We start from the raw sequence: 19,163 nt of genomic DNA, 5'->3' as shown, positions 1-19,163 counted from the left end.
CGCTATCAGAACAACACGCGGCAACGAATGGTGCCGTTGATGTGCTGCAGCTTCTCTTGGGCAATTTCCGAGTAATCGGCGTCGACGTCGATGACCACGTAGCCGACTTTCTCGTTGGTCTGCAGGAACTGACCGGAAATGTTGATGCCGTTTTCGGCGAAGACCTTGTTGATCTCGCTCATCACACCCGGAATGTTCTCGTGGATGTGCAGCAGGCGGTGCTTGCCAGGGTGAGCCGGCAGGGCCACTTCCGGGAAGTTCACGGACGATACCGAGGTACCGTTGTCGCTGTACTTGACCAGTTTCTCTGCCACTTCCAGACCGATGTTGGCCTGCGCTTCAGCGGTGGAACCACCGATGTGCGGGGTCAGGATCACGTTGTCCAGGCCACGCAGCGGGCTTTCGAACTCTTCGTCGTTGGAGCGAGGCTCCACCGGGAACACGTCGATGGCCGCGCCGATCAGGTGTTTGTCCTTGATCGCGTCCGCCAGGGCTTGCAGTTCAACGACCGTGCCGCGAGCCGCGTTGATGAGGATGCCGCCCTTCTTGATGGCGCGGATTTCTTTCTCGCCGATCATCCACTGGGTCGCAGCGGTTTCCGGAACGTGCAGGGTGACGATGTCGGACATGCCCAGCAGCTCGGTCAGGCTGGCAACTTGCGTTGCGTTGCCCAATGGCAGCTTGGTCACGGTGTCGTAGAAGTACACCTGCATGCCCAGGCCTTCGGCCAGGACCGACAGTTGAGTGCCGATCGAGCCGTAACCGACGATACCCAGCTTCTTGCCGCGGATTTCGAAGGAATTGGCCGCGCTCTTGATCCAGCCGCCACGGTGGCAGGAAGCGTTCTTCTCAGGGATACCGCGCAACAACAGGATCGCTTCGGCCAGCACCAGCTCGGCAACGGAGCGAGTGTTGGAGTACGGTGCGTTGAACACCGCGATGCCGCGTTCGCGGGCTGCGTTCAGGTCGACCTGGTTGGTGCCGATGCAGAAACAGCCAACAGCGACCAGTTTCTTCGCGTGATCGAAGATCTCTTCGGTCAGTTGAGTGCGCGAGCGAATGCCGATGAAGTGCGCATCAGCGATCTTTTCCTTCAGCTGGGCTTCCGGCAGAGAACCTGTGAGGTACTCGATGCTGGTGTAGCCCGCCGACTTGAGGACGTCGACAGCCGATTGGTGGACGCCTTCGAGAAGAAGGAACTTGATCTTGCTCTTATCGAGAGAAGTCTTGCTCATCTGCGTAAACCTGTATCCCGGAGAAAAATGGCAGGAAATAGCCAGCAGACGCTGACCCGGACGACAAGAGTGCCGTCGCCGCAGAACAGCCGTTGGGCACTATGCTGCGGGGTCGGTATGCTAGCATACGCACCCCGCTAAACACTCATTCCTGCGACGTGAAGCGTTCTCAGGATGACCATGAATTGTTCGAGAGTTCTGTCGATGACCAATCCTGCCCTGATTGATGAGCTGAAGACCCTGGTTGAGCCTGGCAAGGTGCTGACCGACGCCGACTCCCTGAATGCTTACGGCAAGGATTGGACCAAGCATTTCGCCCCGGCCCCGACGGCCATCGTGTTTCCCAAGACCACTGAACAGGTCCAGGCCATTGTGCGTTGGGCCAACGAGCACAAGGTGGCGCTGGTCCCGTCCGGCGGTCGCACCGGTCTTTCCGCCGCTGCGGTGGCGGCCAATGGCGAAGTGGTTGTGTCGTTCGACTACATGAACCAGATTCTCGACGTGAACATGACTGACCGCACGGCTGTGTGCCAACCGGGCGTGGTGACCGAGCATTTGCAGAACGTCGCCGAAGAAAAAGGCCTGTACTACCCGGTGGACTTCGCTTCGGCAGGTTCGAGCCAGATTGGCGGCAATATCGGCACCAATGCCGGCGGGATCAAGGTGATTCGCTACGGCATGACCCGCAACTGGGTGGCGGGCATGAAAGTCGTCACCGGCAAGGGCGATCTGCTTGAGCTGAACCGCGATTTGATCAAGAACGCCACCGGCTACGACCTGCGTCAGCTGTTCATTGGCGCAGAAGGCACCCTCGGATTTGTGGTCGAAGCGACCATGCGCCTGGACCGTGCGCCGAAAAACCTCACCGCGATGGTCCTCGGCACCGCCGATTTCGACTCGATCATGCCGGTGCTGCACGCGTTCCAGAGCAAACTCGACCTGACCGCCTTCGAATTCTTCTCCGACAAAGCCCTGGCCAAGGTCATGGCCCGCGGCGACGTGCCAGCGGCGTTTGAAACCGATTGCCCGTTCTACGCGCTGCTGGAATTCGAAGCGACTACTGAAGAAGTGGCCAACCACGCTCTGGAAACCTTCGAACACTGCGTCGAGCAAGGCTGGGTGCTGGACGGCGTGATGAGCCAGAGCGAAACCCAGCTGCAGAACCTCTGGAAGCTGCGTGAATACATCTCCGAAACCATCTCCCACTGGACGCCGTACAAGAACGACATCTCGGTCACTGTGTCGAAAGTCCCGGCGTTCCTGAAGGAAATCGACGCGATCGTCGGCGAACACTACCCGGACTTCGAAATCGTCTGGTTCGGTCACATCGGCGACGGCAACCTGCACTTGAACATCCTCAAGCCGGAAAACCTGAGCAAGGACGAGTTCTTCGCCAAGTGCGCGACCGTCAACAAGTGGGTGTTCGAAACCGTCGAGAAGTACAACGGCTCGATTTCCGCAGAACACGGCGTGGGCATGACCAAGCGTGATTACTTGACCTACAGCCGCTCGCCGGTTGAGATCGAGTACATGAAAGCCGTCAAAGCGGTGTTCGACCCGAACGGCATCATGAACCCGGGCAAAATCTTCGCTGTTTGATTTTCGAATTTAAGCGCTACGAACCAGGAGTCGGTAATGAGCTATCAGCACCAGTATGTCGACGGTACGCGTATTCACTTCCCGCTGGGGAAGGTGGTATGCATCGGCCGCAACTACGCCGAACACGCCAAGGAACTGGACAATCCGGTGCCTACAGAGCCGCTGTTGTTCATCAAGCCGGGCAGTTGCGTGGTGCCGCTGGAAGGTAGTTTCAGCATTCCGACCGAGCGCGGTTCAGTGCATTACGAAGCGGAAATCGCGGTGTTGATCGGCAAGCCTTTGTCGACCAAACCGAGCCGTGAAGAAGTGCTGGATGCCATCTCCGGCTTCGCTCCGGCCCTGGACCTGACCCTGCGTGACAAACAGGCCGAGCTGAAATCCAAGGGCCTGCCGTGGGAAATCGCCAAGTCCTTCGACGGTGCGGCGGTGATTGCGCCATTCGTGTCCGGCAGCACCTTTGCCGACCTGACCGACATCGGCATCCGCCTGACCATCAATGGCGAAGTGCGCCAGGATGGCAACAGCAGCGCCATGCTCAACCCGATCGTGCCAATGATCCAGCACATGGCCGGCTGCTTCTCGCTGCAGGCCGGTGACGTGATCCTGACCGGCACGCCGGTGGGCGTCGGCCCGCTGAATGTCGGTGATGAACTGGTGATCGAACTGCCGGGCGCGAGCAGCTTCACCAGCAGCGTTCGCTAACCGAAACACGCAAAACCCTGTGGGAGCGGGCTTGCTCGCGAAAGCGGTGTGTCAGTCGACATATGAGTTGCCTGACACACCGCATTCGCGAGCAAGCCCGCTCCCACAGTGGTAAATGGCGACCTTGAGTTCTGCGCCTATACAGGGCAATCCCGCCATTTCCCGTTTTTTTCACATCTTGTCTGGATAATTCCGCGGATTCTGGCGTCTGAGCCGGTCCCAATTGTGCTATTACCCGTAGCCTGAATTTCTGGAACGCATCCTGAATGGCCACCCGACCGCTGCCCACTGTCAAAACTGCCCGCCGCTCGCGCTTTGTCATGCGTTGGTATTCCTGGCTTTTGCTGGTGGCCGCCGTCGCGTATGGCCTCGCGTTTGCGATGCACTGGGATGACCGTGGTGTGCTCTGGGTGCTGGAGCGTTTCGAAAGCCCGGCCGAGCGTCAGGAAAGTATCTGGCTGCCGGATTACCGCGCGGTAATCGACGCCAAACTGCTACCGGGCATGGAGAAGGACGAAGCGTCGGACCTGGCCTACGACCCGCAAACCAAAACCCTGTTTTCGGTCATGGGCAAAAACCCGTTTCTCGTTGAGCTGACCTTGCAGGGTGACGTCTTGCGCAAGATGCCGCTGGTGGGCTGGAGCAACCCGGAAGGCCTGACCGTGATGGGCAACGGTCTGCTGGCTATTGTCGATGAGCGTGAGCACATGCTCTCCATCGTCAAGGTCGATGCCGAGACTCGCGAACTGAACCGCGATAACTTCCCTAAATACGACCTCGGCCCTTCGAAAGATCAGAACAAGGCCTTCGAAGCCATCGTCTATGACCCGCGCAACCAACAACTCCTGCTGGGTGAGGAGCGCCCGCCGGCGCTGTTCAGCTGGAAAAGCGACGGCAGCCAGATCCTCAAGGGCGACAAGCAGAAACTCGCCAATGACGAACTGGACATCCGCAATCTGTCGGGGCTGGCCATCGACCCGCGCACTGGCCACACCCTCGCGTTGTCCGCCGATTCCCACTTGTTGCTGGAACTGGACGAGAAGGGCGAGCAGGTCAGTTTCATGACGTTGCTGGGTGGTTTCAATGGCCTGAAGAAGACCATCCCGCGTGCCGAAGGCGTGACCATGGACGACGCGGGCAACCTGTACATGGTGAGTGAACCGAACCTGTTCTACCGTTTCGAAAAGCAGAAATAGACGCCCCGAATCCAGCGGTTGTGGTCAAAGGCAACTGGCCATTAAGCTTGAATTCATACAGGCGTGATATTTCATCCGCCTGTTTCTGTTTCCGAGCTCGCCTGAATGCGCCGACTTGCCCGTCCCAAACCCCTCATTCTTATCCTGACAGTGATTGCACTGATCGCGCTGGTTGCGGTCGGCCAATACATGCGTCTGTTCGAGCGCGCCTGGTTCAACCTGCACACCCTCTGGCAACCGCTAAGCAGCGAGTCCATCGGCCTGGATCAATACCGGGTGGAGATCGAGGCCCGGGTCATCGACGGGCTGAACGACGATGTTTCCGCGCTGACCTTCGATCCGGTGCGCAAAAGCCTGTTCACCGTCACCAACAAAAACTCTGAGCTGATCGAGCTGTCTCTGGACGGCCAGATTATTCGACGCATTGCGCTGGTCGGGTTTGGCGATCCGGAAGCCGTAGAATTCATCAGCGCCGACACGTATGTGATCACTGACGAGCGCGAGCAACGGCTGATCAAGATCCATCTGGAGAAGGACACAACGTTCCTCGACGCAGCGGATGCCGAGCAGATGACTCTCGGTGTGCACATGAGCGGCAACAAGGGTTTCGAAGGCCTGGCCTACGATTCGGTGGGCAAGCGCCTGTTTGTCGCCAAGGAGCGCGACCCGATGCTGATCTACGAAGTGCAGGGCTTCCCGCATTACAACCCGGAGAAGTCCTACGCGGTACATGTGGTCAACAACCCCAAGCGCGATGCCGGAATGTTCGTGCGAGACTTGTCGAGCCTGCAATACGACGAGCGCAGCGGCCATTTGCTGGCGCTGTCCGACGAGTCGCGGTTGATTCTGGAGCTGGATGTGGACGGGCGACCGCTGAGCACCATGTCATTGAGTAAAGGGCGTCAAGGGTTGCAAAAGACCGTGCCGCAAGCGGAAGGCATCGCCATGGATGACGACGGTACGATGTACCTGGTGAGCGAGCCGAACCTGTTCTACGTCTTCAAAAAACCACCGCAACCCTGACCAACACCCCAAAACCAATTGTAGGAGCGAAGCTTGCTCGCGAAGAGGCCCTGACAGTCGACATGATACGTTGAATGTCAGGGCCTCTTCGCGAGCAAGCTTCGCTCCTACGGGTGCGACGAACCATCAGGCCTTGAGGGTTTTCACGCCTTCGCTGGTGCCCAGCAGCAGCAAATCCGCCGGACGCGCCGCAAACAAGCCATTGGTGACCACGCCGACAATCGCGTTGATCTGCGTCTCCAGCTCCACCGGGTTGGTGATCTGCATGTTGAACACGTCGAGGATGATGTTGCCGTTGTCGGTCAGCACGCCTTCACGGTAGACCGGGTCGCCGCCGAGCTTTACCAACGCGCGAGCCACGTGACTGCGGGCCATCGGGATCACTTCGACCGGCAGCGGGAACGCGCCAAGTACCGGCACCAGTTTGCTGCCATCGGCGATGCAGATGAAGGTCTTGGCCACGGCCGCCACAATCTTCTCGCGGGTCAGGGCTGCGCCGCCGCCCTTGATCAGGTTCAGGTGCTCGTCGCTTTCATCGGCGCCGTCGACGTAGAACTCCAGGTCGCTGACAGTGTTCAGCTCATACACCGGAATGCCGTGGCCCTTGAGGCGGGCGGCGGTGGCTTCGGAACTGGCGACCGCGCCATCGAACGCGCCTTTGTGCTTGGCCAGGGCGTCGATGAAGCAGTTGGCGGTGGAGCCGGTGCCGACCCCGACGATGCTCTTGTCGTCGAGTTTCGGGAGGATGAAGTCGACGGCGGCCTGAGCCACTGCCTGTTTGAGTTGATCCTGGGTCATGCGGGCTCCGAGGTGCCGAAGGAGGGAACGAAAGGCCGGCATTATAGGCTTCGGGGCGGGGAAGGTCATTGCCCGATTGGCAGGCTGTGACCGTTACTTGTAGGAGCGAGCGGTGCGGCGATCCGACTTACCCGCGAAGAGGCCGTTACATCCAACATAAATGTCGGCAGTTAGATCGCTTTCGCGGGCAAGCCTCGCTCCTACAGGTCCTGATGCCTTTTAGCGAGGCTAAAACCACCTGTTTAGTGTGGTCGTCCGCCCGAAAGCCGGGTTAGACTCCTTGACCCTGCCCAACCCGCTCAGTGATGCTTTCCGATGCTCGAACAGTACGTCAAAAAGATCCTCACCTCGCGCGTTTATGACGTTGCCGTAGAAACCCCATTGCAGACTGCCCGCCAGCTCTCCGAGCGGCTGGGCAACTCTATTTGGCTCAAGCGCGAAGACTTGCAGCCGGTGTTCTCGTTCAAGATTCGCGGCGCCTACAACAAACTGACCCAACTGAGCGATGAAGAACGCGCTCGCGGCGTGGTCACCGCATCGGCGGGCAACCACGCGCAGGGCCTGGCCCTGGCGGCGAAAGTATTGGGTGTCAAAGCCACCATCGTGATGCCCAAGACCACCCCGGAAATCAAAGTCGAAGGTGTGCGTTCGCGCGGCGGCAAAGTGGTACTGCACGGCGATTCGTTCCCGGAAGCCCTGGCCTACTCGCTGAAACTGGTCGACGAAAAAGGCTACGTCTACATTCACCCCTACGACGATCCCCACACCATTGCCGGGCAGGGCACGGTGGCCATGGAGATCCTGCGCCAGCACCCTGGGCGTCTGGATGCGATCTTCGTCCCGGTGGGCGGCGGCGGGCTGATCGCCGGGATCGCGGCGTACGTGAAATACCTGCGCCCGGAGATCAAAATCATCGGCGTCGAGCCGGACGATTCCAACTGCCTGCAAGCGGCCATGGCGGCCGGCGAGCGCGTGGTGCTGCCGACCGTGGGCCTTTTCGCCGACGGCGTGGCGGTGGCGCAGATCGGTCAGCACACTTTCGAGATCTGCAAAGACTACGTCGATGACGTCATCACCGTCAGCACCGACGAAATCTGCGCGGCGATCAAGGACATCTACGACGATACCCGCTCGATCACTGAGCCTGCCGGCGCCCTGGGCGTGGCCGGGATCAAGAAATACGTCGAACAGAATGGCGTCACCGGGCACACCTTTGTGGCCATCGACTCCGGCGCCAACGTCAACTTCGATCGCCTGCGCCATGTCGCCGAGCGCGCCGAACTGGGCGAAGGTCGCGAGGCCATCATCGCTGTGACCATCCCCGAGAAACCGGGCAGCTTCAAGGCCTTCTGCGAAGCCATCGGCAAGCGCCAGATCACCGAATTCAACTACCGGTACAACACCGGCAGCGAAGCGCACATCTTCGTGGGCGTGCAGACGCATCCGGAAACCGACCCGCGCAGTGCGCTGATTGCCAGCCTCGGCGAGCAGGGCTTCCCGGTGCTGGACCTGACCGACAACGAACTGGCCAAGTTGCACATTCGCCACATGGTGGGCGGTCGTGCGGCCCACGTGGTCGATGAAGTGATTCTGCGCTTTGAATTTCCGGAGCGTCCGGGCGCGCTGTTCAACTTCCTCAACAAGCTCGGCGGTCGCTGGAATATCTCGATGTTCCACTACCGCAACCACGGCGCTGCGGATGGTCGCGTGGTCGCGGGGCTGCAAGTGCCCCATGACGAACGTCATCTGGTGCCGGCTGCGCTGGAAGAAATTGGATACCCGTACTGGGACGAAAGCGATAACCCGGCCTATCAGCTGTTTCTTGGCTGAGCGGCTACGCTGTTGGGCACGCTATAAGGAAATCGAACAATGGAAACGTTAACCGCCCTGAAAGTGGCTCACATCGTGGCAACCGTGCTGCTGTTGATCAGCGCGTTGGGTCTGGCGATCTGGGTCTGGCGTACGCGTCGTAACGGTGATGCGACGGCTCACACGCGCACGTTGCAACGGCCACGAGTGTTTATCTGGCTGGTGATGGGGCTGGCGCTGCTGAGCATGCCGTTCACTGGCTGGTGGATGGTGCATCTGGTGGGCTGGCCGTTGGGGCAGACCTGGTTGCTGGCGTCGAGTGTGCTTTACACCGTGGCGGCGTTGGGATGGTTCTGGTTGTTGGTGCGGCTTAACAAGCTGCGCACTGCACCGGGAGGCAGCGGCAAGTTCACCTTTGCCCTCGCACTGTTCAGCTTCGTCTGTTTTATCGCCATTGCCGGGTTGATGGGCGCCAAGCCGGTTTAAGGCTACAGACCGAGTCGATCCCTTCGCGGGCAAGCCTCGCTCCTACAGGATTTGTGTTGGTCGCCGGAATTTGACACGACGCGTAATCTGTAGGAGCGAGGCTTGCTCGCGAAGGCGATTTCAATCGCGCAACGACATTACCGGCCAGCCACGCTTCTCAGCTTCGGCGCGCAAATTCGGATCAGGGTCGACCGCCACAGCGTGAGTCACCTGCTCAAGCAGCGGCAAATCATTCATCGAGTCGCTGTAGAAGTAACTGTCTTCCAGCGAATGCCCGGTCTCTTCCAACCAACGATTCAACCGCGTGACCTTGCCTTCACGGAAGCAAGGAACATCAGTGCTGCGCCCGGTATAACGGCCATCGACCATCTCGCATTCAGTGGCGATCAGGGTTTCGACGCCCAGGCGCCGGGCAATCGGCCCGGTGACGAAGCGGTTGGTGGCCGTGATGATCACCAGTTTGTCGCCAGCCTCGCGGTGCTTGGCCAACAATTCAATAGCCTTGGGCAGCACGATCGGTTCGATGCAGTCGCGCATGTAATCGCTGTGCCATTGATCCAGCGTGGCCATCTCGGTGCGGCCGAGGACTTCCAGGCAGAAGTTCAGATAGGCGTCGTTATCGAGCTTGCCGGCCAGGTAGTCCTGATAAAACTCGTCGTTGCGTGCCTTGTAGGCGACGGCGTCGAGGAAGCCGCGTTCGCACAGGTAATCGCCCCAGGCGTGGTCACTGTCGCCGCCCAAAAGCGTGTTGTCCAAGTCGAATAAAGCCAGCCGCATTGCAGTTACTCGCTGAAAAGTCTGTAGAAAGGCGTCCAGAATACGGACTTTTCACAAGAGTGCACATAAGGTAGGTCGGCTCGTTGCTGCCTTCACAACCTTTGTGGAACAATGCGGCGACATGCGTTTGCGAGGTTGTTGCCGTGATCGACCCCGATGGTTTCCGCCCCAATGTCGGGATCATTCTCACGAATGATGCCGGACAGGTGCTATGGGCTCGCCGTATCAATCAAGATGCCTGGCAGTTTCCACAGGGCGGGATCAACCCCCAGGAGACGCCGGAAGACGCCTTGTATCGCGAGTTGAACGAAGAAGTGGGTCTTGAGCGCGAAGATGTTGAAATTCTCGCCTGCACCCGGGGCTGGTTGCGCTATCGTTTGCCGCAACGTCTGGTCAGGACGCACAGCCAACCGCTGTGCATCGGCCAGAAACAGAAATGGTTTCTCCTGCGCCTGATCTCCAACGAGCAGCGGGTGCGGATGGATTTGACCGGTAAACCGGAGTTCGATGGCTGGCGCTGGGTCAGTTATTGGTATCCGTTGGGCCAGGTGGTGACATTCAAGCGCGAGGTGTATCGACGCGCTCTCAAAGAGCTTGCCCCGCGCCTTTTAACGCGCGACTGACGACGGAGTTCGACCCCGAGCCATGCTCAATACGCTGCGCAAGATCGTCCAGGAAGTTAACTCCGCCAAGGATCTCAAGGCGGCGTTGGGGATTATTGTGTTGCGCGTCAAAGAGGCCATGGGCAGCCAGGTCTGCTCGGTCTACCTGCTTGACCCTGAGACCAACCGCTTCGTGTTGATGGCCACCGAGGGCTTGAACAAGCGCTCGATCGGCAAAGTCAGCATGGCACCCAACGAAGGCCTGGTCGGCCTGGTCGGCACGCGTGAAGAACCCCTGAACCTCGAAAACGCCGCGGATCACCCGCGCTACCGTTACTTCGCCGAGACCGGTGAAGAGCGCTACGCCTCTTTCCTCGGGGCGCCGATTATTCACCACCGTCGCGTCGTCGGCGTGTTGGTTATTCAGCAAAAAGAACGCCGCCAGTTCGATGAAGGTGAAGAAGCCTTCCTCGTGACCATGAGCGCACAGCTCGCCGGTGTAATCGCCCACGCCGAAGCCACCGGTTCGATCCGTGGCCTTGGCCGTCAGGGCAAAGGCATTCAGGAAGCCAAGTTCGTCGGCGTACCGGGTTCGCCAGGTGCGGCGGTGGGTACGGCGGTGGTCATGCTGCCGCCGGCCGATCTGGACGTGGTGCCCGACAAGACCATCACCGACATCGAAGCAGAGCTCGGCCTGTTCAAGACCGCCATCGAAGGCGTGCGTGCCGACATGCGCGCCTTGTCCGCCAAATTGGCCTCGCAGCTGCGCCCCGAAGAGCGGGCCTTGTTCGACGTCTACCTGATGATGCTCGCCGACGAGGCGCTGGGCAGCGAAGTGACCACGGTGATCAAGACCGGTCAGTGGGCCCAGGGCGCGTTGCGCCAGGTGGTCACTGAGCACGTCAACCGGTTCGAGTTGATGGACGACGCCTACCTGCGTGAGCGCGCCTCGGACGTCAAGGACCTTGGCCGCCGTTTGCTCGCCTACTTGCAGGAAGAGCGCCAGCAGAATCTGGTCTACCCGGAAAAAACCATTCTGGTCAGCGAAGAGCTGACGCCGGCGATGCTCGGCGAGGTCCCGGAAGGCACGCTGGTCGGCCTGGTCTCGGTCCTCGGCTCGGGTAACTCCCACGTCGCGATCCTCGCTCGGGCGATGGGCATCCCGACGGTGATGGGCCTGGTCGACCTGCCCTATGCCAAGGTCGACGGCATTGAATTGATCGTCGATGGCAATCGCGGTGAGGTCTACACCAACCCCAGCGACGTGCTGCGCAAGCAGTTTGCCGAGGTGGTGGAAGAAGAGAAACAACTGGCGCTCGGTCTTGATACCCTGCGCGACCTGCCGTGCGTGACCCTCGATGGTCACCGCATGCCGCTGTGGGTCAACACCGGCCTGCTGGCGGACGTTGCGCGAGCGCAGAAGCGTGGCGCCGAAGGCGTCGGTCTGTACCGCACCGAAGTGCCGTTCATGATCAACCAAAGGTTTCCGAGCGAAAAGGAGCAGTTGGCGATCTACCGCGAGCAACTCGCCGCGTTCCATCCGCAACCGGTGACCATGCGCAGCCTGGACATCGGCGGCGACAAGTCGCTGTCGTACTTCCCGATCAAGGAAGACAACCCGTTCCTCGGCTGGCGCGGCATTCGCGTCACCCTCGACCACCCGGAAATCTTCCTGGTGCAGACCCGCGCCATGCTCAAGGCCAGCGAAGGCCTGAACAACCTGCGGATTCTGCTGCCGATGATCTCCGGCACTCACGAACTCGAAGAAGCCCTGCACCTGATTCACCGGGCCTGGGGCGAAGTCCGCGACGAAGGCACCGACGTGCCGATGCCGCCGATTGGCGTGATGATCGAAATTCCGGCGGCTGTTTATCAGACCAAGGAACTGGCGCGGCAAGTGGACTTCCTGTCGGTCGGCTCCAACGACCTGACCCAGTACCTGCTGGCGGTGGACCGAAACAACCCGCGTGTAGCCGACCTTTACGACTACCTGCACCCGGCAGTGCTGCAAGCGTTGCAGAACGTGGTGCGTGATGCCCACGCCGAAGGCAAGCCTGTGAGTATCTGCGGCGAAATGGCTGGTGATCCGGCGGCGGCGGTGTTGTTGATGGCGATGGGCTTCGACAGCCTGTCGATGAACGCCACCAACCTGCCGAAAGTGAAGTGGATGCTGCGTCAGATCAACCTGAGCAAGGCCAGGGAATTGCTGGCCGAGCTGATGACCATCGACAACCCGCAAGTTATCCACAGCTCACTGCAACTGGCGCTGAAGAACCTTGGGTTGGCGAAGATGGTCAATCCGGCTGCGGTCAAAGCCCTCTAAAAGGCTGATGGCCCCTTCGCGGGCAAGCCTCGCTCCTACTACAGGATCACGTTGTCACCTGTAGGAGCGAGGCTTGCCCGCGAAGGCGTCCTCGAATACGCCGCAGATCTAAAGTCTGATCTCCACTTCCCCCAAATGCCCCCCATACGGCCCGAAACTCCGTTCGACCATATGCCGCGTCCCATCCGCCTGAACAATCAACGCCGTACTCGCCCGCGTCCCGTACGTGGGGCTGGCAATAAACACACTCGACAACAACGTCTCGGTCGCCAACCCCACCCCGGTATCCGGCAGCTCGGCAAACGGCGCTGTCTGCGGGTCGTTCAGCAAAGCCAAAAACGCCTGCGGCTGCGGATCCTCCAACACTTCCTCTAACGCCGCCCGCGCCTTGAGCAGTTTCGGCCACGGGGTGTCCAGCCCTGCGTTCGACAACCCGTAAACCCCGGGTGGCAGCATCACCGCCTCAGACGCCCGCGAATTGAAGTGCCACAGTTCGTTGGCATTACCTATCAGCAGGTTAAACCCGGCATATTCCAGCGATCGTCGGACAACGTCGCTTAAGTAATCATCAATTGGCATGTTGCCCAAGAGAAAACCCGCCACCAGCTCACCTCGCGATTTTCGCGACGGCGGCTGATGCGGATCACGGATATTGGTCAGCGCAGCGAAGCGCCCATTGGCCCCGATACCGAGCCAAGTGCCGCGGGCTTCCAGGTCGCGACCGGCATAGACCTGAGGCGCTTCGGGCCATTGCGCTAAGGGCAGGCTGGGCCGGGCATAGAATTCGTCGCGGTTTGCCGCGACGATCAGCGGCTGGGCGTGGCCCGGTCGCCAGGCGAAAACAATCAGGCACATAAGGTGGTCCTTGTGTGTTTTTTGCTCACTCTACGCAGACATCATGCTTCTATCCATCGCCATCCAGTGGAGCCTTGCACCCCGCATCCGTTACTATGCCGGTGCTTTTTTTGAGCAGCGTATAAGGAAGGCCATGGAATTTCTGCTCTATCTGGCGCTGGGCGCCTGCGCAGGCGTGCTGGCCGGGCTGTTCGGGGTTGGCGGCGGGATCATCATCGTCCCGGTGCTGGTGTTCAGTTTCACCTTGCAGGGCTTCGACGCCTCGATCCTGACCCACTTGGCGGTCGGCACGTCCCTGGCGACGATCATCTTTACGTCAGTCAATGCGATTCGCGAACATCACCGTCGCGGCGCGGTGCGTTGGCCAATTTTCGTCTGGATGACGGTAGGTATTCTGATGGGCGCCGGTTTCGGTGCGCTGACGGCCGAAGCCATCTCCGGCCCGAACCTGCAGAAAATCATCGGTGTGTTTGCATTGATCATCGCCGTGCAACTGGCGCTGGACGTCAAACCCAAGGCCAGCCGAACGGTGCCCGGCAAACTCGGTCTCACCGTGGCCGGCAGTGTGATTGGCTGGGCCTCGGCGATTTTCGGCATTGGCGGCGGCTCGTTGACCGTGCCGTTCCTGACCTGGCGCAGCGTGCCGATGCAGCAAGCCGTGGCGACGTCATCGGCCTGCGGTCTGCCGATCGCTCTGGCCAGTGCATTAAGTTTCATGATTCTGGGCTGGCACGATCCCTTGCTGCCGGCCCATAGTCTCGGTTTTATTTATTTGCCGGCGCTGCTGGGGATTGCCCTGACCAGCATGTTTTTCGCCCGCATCGGCGCTCGATTGGCTCACAGGCTGTCGCCGAAGTTGCTGAAAAGGCTGTTTGCCGCTTTGCTGTTCTGCGTAGGCCTGAGCTTCCTGCTCTAGCTCGCAATGCTGGCTTAATCCTGAGGTGGCAGCGTCGCCCGGGAATTCTGGTTTCAACTTAAAAAGGAGTCGCAATGCTGCCTTACCCGCAGATCGACCCGGTGGCTCTGGCCATCGGTCCGCTGAAAATCCACTGGTACGGTCTGATGTACCTGATCGGCATCGGCGGCGCCTGGCTGTTGGCATCGCGCCGACTCAACCGCTTCGACCCGACCTGGACCAAGGAGAAACTCTCCGACATGGTCTTCTGGATGTCGATGGGCGTTATCGTCGGCGGACGCCTGGGCTACGTGCTGTTCTACGATCTGAATGCTTATCTGGCCAACCCGACGCTGATTTTCGAGGTCTGGAAGGGCGGCATGTCGTTCCACGGCGGCTTTATCGGCGTGATGCTGGCAGCGTTGTGGTTCGGTAAAAAGAACGGCAAGTCGTTCTTCCAGCTGATGGACTTCGTCGCACCAATGGTGCCGATCGGCCTGGGTGCCGGGCGCATCGGCAACTTCATCAACGCCGAGTTGTGGGGCAAGGCGACCGACGTGCCGTGGGCGATGATTTTCCCGACCGATCCGGCGCAATTGGCGCGCCACCCGTCGCAGCTGTATCAGTTCGCGCTCGAAGGCGTGGCGCTGTTCGCCATTCTCTGGCTGTTCTCGCGCAAGCCGCGACCGACCATGGCGGTGTCCGGGATGTTCGCGCTGTTCTACGGCATCTTCCGTTTTATTGTGGAATTCGTTCGTGTACCGGACGCGCAACTGGGCTATCTGGCCTGGAACTGGCTGACCATGGGCCAGGTACTTTGCATACCGATGATCGTCGGCGGGCTGTTCCTGATCTGGCTGGCGTATCACCGCGCCCCGGCAACTCCGGCGGCCGCTGTATAAATTCGAACCCCGGGGTGACGACCCCGGGTTCAAGGACACAGGTAACTCATGAAGCAATATCTCGAACTGGTCGCCCACGTCATCAAGAACGGCACCAAACAGGCCAACCGCACCGGCGTGAACACCATCAGCTTTCCGGGCGCGATGCTGCGTTATGACCTGAAAGAAGGTTTTCCGGCGATCACCACGCGCAAGATGGCCTTCAAATCAGCCATCGGCGAGATGTGTGGTTTTTTGCGTGGCGTGAACAACGCCGCGGAGTTCCGCGCGCTGGGCTGCAAGGTCTGGGACCAGAACGCCAACGAAAACGCGCAGTGGCTGGCCAACCCGTTCCGTCAGGGTGAAGACGACCTCGGTGAGATCTACGGCGTGCAATGGCGCAAATGGCCGGCGTACAAGCAGATTCCGGTCAGCAATAAAGCCGCCATCGAACAGACCCTGAGCCAGGGTTATCGTCAGATCGCCGAAGGCGAAGAAGATGGTCGGGCTTACGTCGTTCTGTACAAGGCGATCGACCAGATCCGCCAGTGCGTCGATACCATCATCAAGGACCCGGGCAGCCGCCGCATCCTGTTCCACGGCTGGAACGTCGCCCAGCTCGATGAAATGGCCCTGCCGCCGTGCCATCTGCTGTACCAGTTCCACCCGAATGTAGAGACCAAGGAAATCTCCCTGACCCTCTACATCCGCTCCAACGACCTGGGCCTGGGCACACCGTTCAACCTCACCGAAGGCGCTGCGCTGCTGAGCCTGATCGGGCGCCTGACCGGCTACACGCCGCGTTGGTTCACCTATTTCATCGGCGACGCCCACGTCTACGAAAACCATTTGGACATGCTGAACGAACAGCTCAAACGCGAGCCGTTCCCGATGCCGAAACTGGTGATCAGCGACCGCGTGCCAGAGTTTGCCAAGACCGGTGAGTATCAGCCGGAGTGGCTGGAGTTGATCGAGCCGAGTGATTTCTCGCTGGAAGGTTACGAACACCACGCCCCAATGACCGCGCCGATGGCGGTTTAAGCCATAACACCAACCAAATGTGGGAGCGGGCTTGCTCGCGAAGAGGGAGTGTCAGTCGACAGAGATGTTGTCTGACACACCGCATTCGCGAGCAAGCCCGCTCCCACATTTGGTTATGAGGTGTTCCTAGTGGCCGTGACTGCGGCCGACATGAGAATGCTCCACCTCCGTCGCCACAACCCCGCCACTCACTTCCAGTCGCTGCAAAATCCCGCATTGATCAATATCCGGTCCTTCGCTGCAGCGTTGGCGCAGGTCGAGCAGTTGCGTCTGCAACGCCAGCAACCCGTCAATCCGCGCCTTCACGTGATAAATGTGCTCGTCGATCAACGCATTCACGCTTTCACACTGATCCTGCGGACTGTCGCGCAAGGCCAGCAGGCTGCGAATCTCCTCCAAGGTCATGTCGAGGGTGCGGCAATTGCGGATGAAGGTCAGGCGCTCGGCGTGGGCCTGGGTGTAGACGCGGTAGTTGCCGTCGCTGCGGGCCGGCTCCGGCAGCAGGTTTTCGCGCTCGTAGTAGCGGATGGTTTCCACGGCGCAGTCGGTGAGTTTCGCCAGTTCTCCGATCTTCATGACGGCAATCTCCAAATAGGTGCTTGACCCTATAGTGGCTACAGGGTCTTTACTTGGCAACAGGCACCTTCATGGACGTAACCCGATGAGCGATTCCCTTCACACCCATAAACCCGAGGCTGATCACGATCACGATCACGATCACGATCACAGCCACAAGCTGCAGCCTGTGCAGAAACATGACCACGGCGGGCACGGGGACTCTTGCTGTTCATCCAAAGCGGCAGCACCTTCGCTGATCAAGTTGAGCGACAAGCCGACCGACGGCGCACGGCTGAGCAGCTTCCGCATCGACGCCATGGATTGCCCGACGGAGCAGACGCTGATCCAGAACAAACTGGGCAAGCTTGCGGGTGTGCAGCAACTGGAATTCAACCTGATCAATCGGGTACTGGGCGTGACCCATGACCTGCCAAGCACTGCGCCGATTATCGAGGCGATCAAGTCGCTGGGCATGGTGGCCGAACCGATGGAGCAGGGCGAAGAAGCGCCCGCGCCAATTCCCGAGAAAAAGCACTGGTGGCCCCTGGCGCTGTCCGGCGTGGGTGCGCTGGCTGCAGAAGTTATCCACTTCACCAACGCCGCACCGATGTGGGTGGTGGCAATCATCGCGCTGATTTCGATCCTCAGTGGCGGCCTCACCACTTACAAGAAAGGCTGGATCGCGCTCAAGAACCTCAACCTGAATATCAATGCGCTGATGAGCATCGCGGTGACTGGCGCGATCCTGATCGGCCAATGGCCGGAAGCGGCGATGGTGATGTTCCTGTTCACCGTGGCCGAGTTGATCGAAGCCAAGTCGCTGGACCGGGCGCGCAACGCCATTGGCGGCTTGATGCAGATGACTCCGGAGCGGGCCACGGTGCAGCAAGCTGGCGGCAGTTGGGTCGAGCAAGACGTCAAAACCATTGAGCTCGGTGCGCGCGTGCGGGTTCGTCCCGGCGAGCGGATTGGCCTGGACGGCGAAGTGGTGTCGGGCAGTTCGACCATCGATCAGGCACCGATCACCGGCGAAAGCCTGCCGATCGAGAAGACGGTGGGCGATAAGGTCTTCGCCGGCACCATCAACCAGGCGGGCTCGCTGGAATACACCGTAACCGCCGCGGCGAATAACTCGACCCTGGCGCGGATCATCCACGCCGTGGAACAGGCCCAAGGCGCACGGGCGCCGACCCAGCGCTTCGTCGATCAATTCTCGAAAATCTATACCCCGGCAGTGTTCATCTTTGCCCTGGCGGTGGCAGTGATTCCACCGTTGTTCATGGGAGCGCTGTGGTTCGACTGGATTTACCGGGCGCTGGTGTTGCTGGTGGTCGCCTGCCCATGTGCGCTAGTGATTTCCACCCCGGTGACCATCGTCAGCGGCCTTGCAGCGGCGGCGCGCAAAGGCATCCTGGTCAAGGGCGGTGTTTATCTGGAGGGCGGTTACAAGCTCGATTACCTGGCCCTGGACAAGACCGGCACCATTACTCACGGCAAACCGGTGCAGACCGATTATTTGTCGCTTGATCCAATCGCTGACGCAACCGCCCCGGCGATTGCAGCGGCGTTGGCCGGTCGCTCGGATCACCCGGTGTCGCTGGCCATCGCCAACGCGGCTGTGGATAAACAATTGGCGCCACTCATTGTGGATAACTTCGAAGCCTTGGCCGGTCGCGGTGTCCGCGGTGAAATCAACGGTCAGGTTTACCATTTGGGCAACCACCGCTTGGTGGAAGAGCTGAATCTTTGTTCGCCCGAGCTGGAAGAACAACTGTTTGCACTGGAAAAACAGGGCAAGTCCGTAGTGTTGTTGCTCGACAAGTCCGGCCCACTGGCGCTGTTCGCCGTGGCGGATACGGTCAAAGAGTCCAGCCGCGAAGCGATCCAGCAACTGCACGATCTGGGCGTCAAAACCCTGATGCTGACCGGCGACAATATCCACACCGCTCAGGCGATTGCCGTGCAAGTCGGCATCGACGAGGCCAAGGGCGATCTTCTGCCGACTGACAAGCTGCAAGCCATCGAAGCCCTTTATGCACAGGGCCATAACGTCGGCATGGTCGGCGACGGCATCAATGATGCGCCGGCGCTGGCCCGGGCCGAGATCGGTTTTGCCATGGCCGCAGCCGGCACCGATACCGCCATCGAGACCGCCGATGTCGCCCTGATGGACGACGATCTGCGCAAGATCCCTGCGTTCATCCGCCTGTCGCGGCAGACCTCGATTATCCTCAAACAGAACATCGCCCTCGCTTTGGTCATCAAGGCGATCTTTCTTGGGGTAACCTTTGCCGGGATCGCCACCATGTGGATGGCGGTGTTCGCCGACATGGGCGTGAGCCTGTTGGTGGTGTTCAACGGTTTGCGTCTGCTGCGCAAATAA

At 60.0% G+C, this 19,163-nt stretch carries 17 protein-coding genes; 12 read left to right on the top strand and 5 right to left on the bottom strand.

Annotated elements, in window-relative coordinates; all coding sequences use genetic code 11:
• Positions 1–5: 5 nt before the first annotated feature.
• Complete coding sequence (serA, locus tag ACYZTM_RS13635; protein ID WP_461988948.1) at positions 6–1,235, bottom strand: phosphoglycerate dehydrogenase; 1,230 nt, start codon at positions 1,233–1,235, stop codon at positions 6–8.
• Positions 1,236–1,439: 204 nt separating this feature from the next.
• Between serA and ACYZTM_RS13630 the strand changes: the two genes are divergently transcribed.
• The 4 genes from ACYZTM_RS13630 (at position 1,440) to ACYZTM_RS13615 (ending at position 5,755) form a co-directional block, all read left to right on the top strand.
• Entirely contained in the window at positions 1,440–2,834 is a 1,395-nt protein-coding gene (locus tag ACYZTM_RS13630) for an FAD-binding oxidoreductase (protein ID WP_131061064.1), read from the top strand.
• Positions 2,835–2,870: 36 nt separating this feature from the next.
• Positions 2,871–3,536, top strand: a complete 666-nt coding sequence (locus ACYZTM_RS13625; protein ID WP_461988947.1) for a fumarylacetoacetate hydrolase family protein — start codon at positions 2,871–2,873, stop codon at positions 3,534–3,536.
• A gap of 266 nt (positions 3,537–3,802) precedes the next feature.
• Positions 3,803–4,732, top strand: coding sequence for an SdiA-regulated domain-containing protein (locus ACYZTM_RS13620; protein ID WP_461988946.1), 930 nt, complete (start codon positions 3,803–3,805; stop codon positions 4,730–4,732).
• A gap of 105 nt (positions 4,733–4,837) precedes the next feature.
• Complete coding sequence (locus ACYZTM_RS13615) at positions 4,838–5,755, top strand: SdiA-regulated domain-containing protein (RefSeq protein WP_461988945.1); 918 nt, start codon at positions 4,838–4,840, stop codon at positions 5,753–5,755.
• A 126-nt stretch (positions 5,756–5,881) separates the two neighbouring features.
• Here ACYZTM_RS13615 and rpiA read toward each other — a convergent pair whose 3' ends face one another.
• Positions 5,882–6,553, bottom strand: coding sequence for a ribose-5-phosphate isomerase RpiA (gene rpiA / locus ACYZTM_RS13610; protein ID WP_131061068.1), 672 nt, complete (start codon positions 6,551–6,553; stop codon positions 5,882–5,884).
• A 315-nt stretch (positions 6,554–6,868) separates the two neighbouring features.
• Here rpiA and ilvA point away from each other — a divergent pair, with 315 nt between their 5' ends.
• The gene (gene ilvA, locus ACYZTM_RS13605) at positions 6,869–8,383 is read left to right on the top strand and encodes a threonine ammonia-lyase, biosynthetic (RefSeq protein ID WP_131061069.1); all 1,515 of its coding nucleotides are present in this window, start codon (positions 6,869–6,871) and stop codon (positions 8,381–8,383) included.
• 39 nt (positions 8,384–8,422) lie between these two features.
• Positions 8,423–8,848: a DUF2269 domain-containing protein gene (locus ACYZTM_RS13600; RefSeq protein WP_131061070.1), complete on the top strand. Its 426-nt coding sequence runs from the start codon at positions 8,423–8,425 to the stop codon at positions 8,846–8,848.
• Between the two features lie 120 nt (positions 8,849–8,968).
• Here the strand turns inward: ACYZTM_RS13600 and ACYZTM_RS13595 are convergent, their stop codons facing one another.
• Positions 8,969–9,625 (bottom strand): histidinol-phosphatase, encoded by a 657-nt coding sequence (locus ACYZTM_RS13595; protein ID WP_461988944.1) that lies wholly within the window; start codon positions 9,623–9,625, stop codon positions 8,969–8,971.
• Between the two features lie 143 nt (positions 9,626–9,768).
• Between ACYZTM_RS13595 and ACYZTM_RS13590 the strand changes: the two genes are divergently transcribed.
• Together ACYZTM_RS13590 and ptsP are read left to right on the top strand one after the other, a co-directional pair.
• Positions 9,769–10,248 carry an RNA pyrophosphohydrolase gene (locus tag ACYZTM_RS13590; protein ID WP_007945562.1) on the top strand — a complete coding sequence of 160 codons (480 nt, stop codon included), beginning with the start codon at positions 9,769–9,771 and terminating at the stop codon, positions 10,246–10,248.
• Between the two features lie 22 nt (positions 10,249–10,270).
• Positions 10,271–12,550 carry a phosphoenolpyruvate--protein phosphotransferase gene (gene ptsP / locus ACYZTM_RS13585; RefSeq protein ID WP_131061072.1) on the top strand — a complete coding sequence of 760 codons (2,280 nt, stop codon included), beginning with the start codon at positions 10,271–10,273 and terminating at the stop codon, positions 12,548–12,550.
• 108 nt (positions 12,551–12,658) lie between these two features.
• Here the strand turns inward: ptsP and ACYZTM_RS13580 are convergent, their stop codons facing one another.
• Complete coding sequence (locus ACYZTM_RS13580) at positions 12,659–13,405, bottom strand: NRDE family protein (protein ID WP_461988943.1); 747 nt, start codon at positions 13,403–13,405, stop codon at positions 12,659–12,661.
• A 133-nt stretch (positions 13,406–13,538) separates the two neighbouring features.
• On the opposite strand from ACYZTM_RS13580, the gene ACYZTM_RS13575 reads away from it, so the two are divergent.
• The 3 genes from ACYZTM_RS13575 (at position 13,539) to ACYZTM_RS13565 (ending at position 16,222) form a co-directional block, all read left to right on the top strand.
• On the top strand, positions 13,539–14,321 hold the full coding sequence (locus tag ACYZTM_RS13575; RefSeq protein WP_131061074.1) for a sulfite exporter TauE/SafE family protein: 783 nt from the start codon (positions 13,539–13,541) through the stop codon (positions 14,319–14,321).
• 74 nt (positions 14,322–14,395) lie between these two features.
• Positions 14,396–15,202 carry a prolipoprotein diacylglyceryl transferase gene (gene lgt, locus ACYZTM_RS13570; protein ID WP_131061075.1) on the top strand — a complete coding sequence of 269 codons (807 nt, stop codon included), beginning with the start codon at positions 14,396–14,398 and terminating at the stop codon, positions 15,200–15,202.
• A gap of 48 nt (positions 15,203–15,250) precedes the next feature.
• Positions 15,251–16,222: a thymidylate synthase gene (locus tag ACYZTM_RS13565; RefSeq protein ID WP_131061076.1), complete on the top strand. Its 972-nt coding sequence runs from the start codon at positions 15,251–15,253 to the stop codon at positions 16,220–16,222.
• Between the two features lie 126 nt (positions 16,223–16,348).
• On the opposite strand, the gene cadR is transcribed toward ACYZTM_RS13565, so the two are convergent.
• Entirely contained in the window at positions 16,349–16,798 is a 450-nt protein-coding gene (gene cadR, locus ACYZTM_RS13560) for a Cd(II)/Pb(II)-responsive transcriptional regulator (protein ID WP_131061077.1), read from the bottom strand.
• A gap of 85 nt (positions 16,799–16,883) precedes the next feature.
• Here cadR and ACYZTM_RS13555 point away from each other — a divergent pair, with 85 nt between their 5' ends.
• Positions 16,884–19,163 (top strand): heavy metal translocating P-type ATPase, encoded by a 2,280-nt coding sequence (locus ACYZTM_RS13555; protein ID WP_461988942.1) that lies wholly within the window; start codon positions 16,884–16,886, stop codon positions 19,161–19,163.

It is taken from the genome of Pseudomonas sp. MDT2-39-1, from assembly GCF_054898085.1.
Note: the sequence above shows the minus strand (reverse complement) of the source record. Positions and strands in the feature narration are given on the sequence as shown.